6 protein-coding genes are annotated in these 5,013 nt (G+C 57.3%); 5 read left to right on the forward strand and 1 reads right to left on the reverse strand.

Annotated elements, in window-relative coordinates; genetic code table 11:
• Positions 1-444 (forward strand): hypothetical protein (locus HMPREF1137_RS10545; RefSeq protein WP_231284074.1); only part of this gene is annotated, 444 nt, incomplete at its 5' end.
• Between the two features lie 167 nt (positions 445-611).
• Complete coding sequence (locus HMPREF1137_RS08010; RefSeq protein WP_081493533.1) at positions 612-1,025, forward strand: glycerol-3-phosphate dehydrogenase; 414 nt, start codon at positions 612-614, stop codon at positions 1,023-1,025.
• Positions 1,026-1,207: 182 nt separating this feature from the next.
• Here the strand turns inward: HMPREF1137_RS08010 and HMPREF1137_RS08015 are convergent, their stop codons facing one another.
• A complete protein-coding gene (locus HMPREF1137_RS08015; RefSeq protein ID WP_009054112.1) occupies positions 1,208-1,900 on the reverse strand; it encodes a hypothetical protein in 693 nt (230 codons plus the stop codon).
• Positions 1,901-2,354: 454 nt separating this feature from the next.
• Here HMPREF1137_RS08015 and HMPREF1137_RS08020 point away from each other — a divergent pair, with 454 nt between their 5' ends.
• The 3 genes from HMPREF1137_RS08020 to HMPREF1137_RS10115 all read left to right on the forward strand — a co-directional run bounded on the left by HMPREF1137_RS08020 (position 2,355) and on the right by HMPREF1137_RS10115 (position 4,868).
• A complete protein-coding gene (locus HMPREF1137_RS08020; RefSeq protein WP_009054106.1) occupies positions 2,355-3,224 on the forward strand; it encodes a DUF6318 family protein in 870 nt (289 codons plus the stop codon).
• Positions 3,225-3,507: 283 nt separating this feature from the next.
• Positions 3,508-4,155 carry a hypothetical protein gene (locus HMPREF1137_RS08025; RefSeq protein WP_009054113.1) on the forward strand — a complete coding sequence of 216 codons (648 nt, stop codon included), beginning with the start codon at positions 3,508-3,510 and terminating at the stop codon, positions 4,153-4,155.
• A 14-nt stretch (positions 4,156-4,169) separates the two neighbouring features.
• Positions 4,170-4,868 carry a DUF6318 family protein gene (locus HMPREF1137_RS10115; protein WP_009054110.1) on the forward strand — a complete coding sequence of 233 codons (699 nt, stop codon included), beginning with the start codon at positions 4,170-4,172 and terminating at the stop codon, positions 4,866-4,868.
• The last annotated feature ends 145 nt before the right edge of the window (positions 4,869-5,013 follow it).

Consider the following 5,013-nt stretch of genomic DNA (forward strand, 5'->3'; position numbering starts at 1 on the left):
TCATATTTTCTCAGGGACTTTATAGATAATCCTCTACCATGGAAACATGATGGACTAACCCTCAGTATGCGCAGAATGCCAGAAATTCACGGTAAACACGCAGTCTTTTGGCACATCATCTCCTGCGGTGACACCGATGAGGCTAGTCGCACATTGGATTATAATCGTTGCACACGATTTCACTGGATCCCGATTTACATCAAAGAATTCAACAATACTTTTCCTGACGTAGATCAACTTTGCTGGTGGATTGACACAAAGAGAAGCAGTCACCCAAGATACCTAATTACACGCACAGAATTCGACTACATAGTCATTGTGGAGGAGCGGCCAGCATACGCCCTTCTCATCACTGCCTACTACATCGAATCCCGGAGGCGACGAAACAAGTTTTATAAAGATTACATGGAATACTGGGAAAAGCAAGAGCCGCCAACAATGTGACGGCTCCAGATACTCCTTCAACACCTGGTTGATGAGCTACGCTTAGACTATCGCGCATCCCAACATTTCTCAACGAGCACGCTTGAGGTGTGGCAGACGTCTCACTCAAGCATACTGCTTCTTGACACAGGCGAAGTTGGTCATCGACTCCTTTTATCGTCATCACGATTAGCTCACACTTTTACGCTTCACACCACAACTTCACGGCGGCCACATTTAACGAGGCCGTGAGGGAGGTGTCGATCCTCGGCACCTCGCAGGGCGCCAACGAAATGACCACATTCGGCCTCCCGGGCGTCGGCGACCTCGAGGTACCCGGGCTGTCCGGGCGCAACAAGTTCTACGGCGTGCGCATCGGGCGCGGCGAAGGGCCGAAGGAAGCACTCGAGGAGATGGCTCGCCTAGAGCAGACCGTCGAAGGCGTTCCCGCAGCCAGTTTTGCGCTCAAGTTCGTCGACCAGCACGCCCCGGAGCTGCGCGACCAGCTGCCGCTCATGAATGCCGTCATCGACGTTCTCTCCGGCCAGGTCGAGGACGTCAAGACCAGGATCGGGCAGGCGGTGTTGCCCACGCGCCCGTGATCGTGGCTCCTCCTCGTGTGCATCCAACGGTGGCCTCATTATCGAGGCCTCCGTTGGGTGCACACCCACTGTCCTCACGGCGGGTGGCACGTGCCCAATCGAGGGGGTAAGCGACTCTTGGTGGGGTCGGCGATGACCGAGATTCTCGGCGTCGCCGACCCCACCAGAAGTTCAGTCACGGGTCACTTGGCGTCCCCAGCGTCCTTCTCGAACCCAATCTGCCAAAACCCCATATCGAGGAGCTTCATCTGCGGATAGATGAGGTCATCAGTCCGCATTCCGCGCCGCGCTTCCTCGAGGCGGTCGTTGTGGGCCTCGTAGAACTTCGCGAGCTTGCGCACAGACTCCAGGCTGTATTCCGCCGTTGTCACCTTGTATGTCGCAACGCCATCCTGAAAGAATCTGTCGTACGCGGGCACGCACCCGAGCGTTCCCATCAGGATTTTCGTGATGAGGACCGGGGACACAGGATTAGTATGTTTACGCCCTGCGACCTTTTCGCGGATCGGATCGAAATAGGCGTCGATGTATTTGTACAGCTTCGTGTACTGCGCCCGGACGTCATCGTTTCGCAAATCCGCACACGCGAGCCCAAACAGGCAGTCGTACTCGGGCTTGAGGATCTCCTCGACGATGGGCGTGTGCACCTTGTAGTCCTTCTGAAGGATGAAGCACGAGCCCCGATACATCCCCCAGCTCGCCAGGTAGAAAGCGAGGTGCAGGCTCAAATAGTCGTAGTCCGGGGAAGGGTCGGTCCGCGCATCTCGGAAGACGCGATAGCAATGCTCCCACGAGCGGGAGCGCCCATTCTCATCCGCGCGCGCGTCATCGTAGAAGGTCTGCGCAGCGCTAATCAACTCATCGATGGCTTCCATACTTTTCTCCTTGTGTTTCCACTGAAGGCCTCTCTTCCTCGAGGGATCTCGTTGTTTCAGCGGTTCCTATGCGCGCGGATTCGGATGCGAGAGATCAGCCGCCACATCGCGCCGACATGTGCCGTTCGTTCCCGAGCGCCGATGAACAACCCCGCTTCGTTTCTCGATAACCATATCGCACGGGGCCGGCATCTGTGCCCACTTGCAAGGCCGATAACTCGGTATCGCCGACCGGTGACAATCTGGGAACACGTCCATACCCACAGGTCACGACGAGGCCGGGGCTGGGTTGTGCACATTCGTGCGGTTGCGGGGATGTGGGTGGGAGGATTTGCGTGATGGTTGCGCAGCATTCTTAGTGTTTCGTGTCGGTTCTGCGCGTACCCTGACAACTAAGGGTCCGCCCCCAACGGAGGGGGCGGACCACCACTTATCTCACCGTGGAGGGCACACCATGGAGAACTCACCTCTGTCTGATCGATTCATCGCTGACGAAGACGACGCGGTCCTTGAGCTGGGGTCACGCGACGAGCAGCGCTCACACGACCACGCGTCTCCCTCTCGGCCTGCCACCCACACGCGCCCCACGGGAAAGCGCACCCCGGTTCGCTCCTGGATGCGCGTCGGCGCTGTTGATTGGGGTATCCGCATCGCCGTTGTGGGGCTGGTGATTGGCGGCTTTTACGCCGTCTATGTCAACGGTGTCGCAGAAGGCTGGTGGCATGCCTGGGGTGACACGCCCACCGTCGCGGCCACAGGCCCCACGGCCGCACCCACACCCGCCCCAACGGTGTCGAGTGAGCCCGCCATGTCGGGCGGCTACCAGATCGGCCCCGACGGCGTGCTCGTGCGCCCCGCCGAGTTCGCAGCGGACACCTACACCAAACCGGAGCTACCCGAAGCTGCCAAGGAAAACAGTGAACGTGGGGCGGAAGCAGCCGCAGAACACTACCTCGCACTACTTGTCTACGCATGGAACACGGGAGACACGCAACCATTCGCGGACATGTCCTCCCCATCATCACAGTTTGCGTCGGCAATAGTCCGAGACGTTAACACTCGATACGACAGCGGATGGACCTACGGAATGGAATCGAACATCACACATGTCCTTCGTGTTGAGCCGATTGAAGCGAACGGAAAAGATGTTCCCGAAGGTTCTATCGTTGTGAAATATCGTGTCGATTCATACGACGGAACTTACTGCACCAAAACGAAAGTGCACACCGCCGCCTCGAGGTATAAATCCACGTTTACCCTGATTATGACATGGCGCGACGGACAGTGGATTGAAACGCAGGGAAGATTTGCCGGTGATGAATAAGACTAAATCGCATATGCCTAGCGCAATCTGTACTCTCGCCACATGTCTTTGCCTTACTTACATTCCCACAGCGGGATGGGCGTTTGGTGAACCTGACGGGCAACTAAACAGTTACACCGAAGGCGCAGATGCAGTAATTGCGGGGATACTCGGTCAAAGCGAACTTGATCCCGACACCCCTTTCGGAAATCCTAATCCGGCTGACGATATCCCTAGACTCACGAACTCTTCCGACGCAAGTCCTGCTGCGCAGACATTCGGGGACGCTGCGCGTTGTAAAAACGTGTACGTCAACAAGGCCCCTAACAGCCCGACGGTTTCCGCCGACGACACGGTCGACAACTGCCCGCTCCCCGCTGATCCTGAGGGAGGATCCGACCAGGACCCCGGCCGCATCCCCTCCACACGAGATATCCTCTACCTAGCCACGGCCGTCATCCACGCCGACGGTGCTGGCCTGTACAAGCGGCCCGAAGGGGTGTCCTACACAAACAAGCACATTCCCACGCTCGTGGCGGCTACGCGCCCCACTCAAACCCATGTAGTTACGATGTTCGGCCGAGAGGTCACCGTGACATTCACGGCCACCTCCTACACCTGGAACTGGGGAGACGACACCCCGGACCTAACCACGACCTCGCCGGGAATGCCCTGGCACAAAGGCATGAAGCCCAACACCGACCCAGCCCTCATCCGCCACTACTACACGCCGCCAAACGGGTGGAGATCCCGATTCGACGGCCCCTACCCCAAGGCCACACGCACCATCACACTGACCACCACCTGGGCAGGCACAGCCACCAACCCCTTCACCGGAGAGACACAAACCATCAACGGCCTCGTCACAACAAAAGAAACAACGGGCCCATTCCGCCTCTCCCACCTCCTCATCAGCAACACCGACACTTGGGAAGAAAGCCAAGGACACTAAGCGAGTGATGCACCATGACCACCAAAACCTCCAGCATCGGCCAGTGGGTCGGCACCGTTATTGCCGCTGTTGTCATCATCGGCGCATCGTTCCTGGGGTTCCACGCATTCAACGCTCGAGCCCACGCGAACGCCGAGCTTCAGTCCGGGGCACAGTCTCCCCAGTCTGACAGCATCGCGCAATCTGGCTCCCAATCGGGAGACACCCCTCAATCCGCAGAACCGACTCCCGTTGACGTCCCGAAGCCCACTCCCCCGACACACCTCTACGCAGGCGGACAAATTGGTGCCCAAGCGACATCACAGTGGTACGTCGACCTGTGGGCATATGCGTTCAATACCGGAGACACAGAAGACTTCATGAAGGTATGCCAGAACGACGATTACTGTGCCAGAGTAAATAACGACGTCCAGGCACTACATACAGATCGAAGTGTCACGCGACCAATTACGATCAAGTACCTCATGACGAAAGAGATATGGGACTGCACCTCTACGCCAGATCAAATTAGCGGAACGTGCATTACATTCGACTTTTCCGAACAGAGTGGATCAGCTATTCGCAAAGACAATGACGCGACTAAACCTGACTACTCCACGATCTCCTTTTCTTCGAAGAGTGATGAAGCTGTCGACCATTACGAAGGCACTATGCTGCTTGTAGCTGACGGAGATACATGGGTCGTCAAACACTTCTGGTCACATAAGGAATAGAACTCCGCCAGAAGCGGACATCTCCCTCGAAGGTTCTCTCCGACGGCAATCGTTCCAATTACTCGCTTTGCCCTCGGTAAGGATGAGCCGCGAGGCATCACGCAGCGCTCACGCTTGATCAGAGGCTACGCTGAGGCCCCAGCCC

The sequence above is a fragment of the Actinomyces sp. ICM39 genome (assembly GCF_000282935.1).
Lineage (GTDB): Bacteria > Actinomycetota > Actinomycetes > Actinomycetales > Actinomycetaceae > Pauljensenia > Pauljensenia odontolytica_B.

Excerpts from the sequence above, each read along its gene's own strand:
- HMPREF1137_RS08015 (WP_009054112.1), bottom strand. The coding sequence starts at position 1,900 with ATGGAAGCCATCGATGAGTTGATTAGCGCTGCGCAGACCTTCTACGAT.
- HMPREF1137_RS08020 (WP_009054106.1), top strand. The coding sequence starts at position 2,355 with ATGGAGAACTCACCTCTGTCTGATCGATTCATCGCTGACGAAGACGAC.
- HMPREF1137_RS10115 (WP_009054110.1), top strand. The coding sequence starts at position 4,170 with ATGACCACCAAAACCTCCAGCATCGGCCAGTGGGTCGGCACCGTTATT.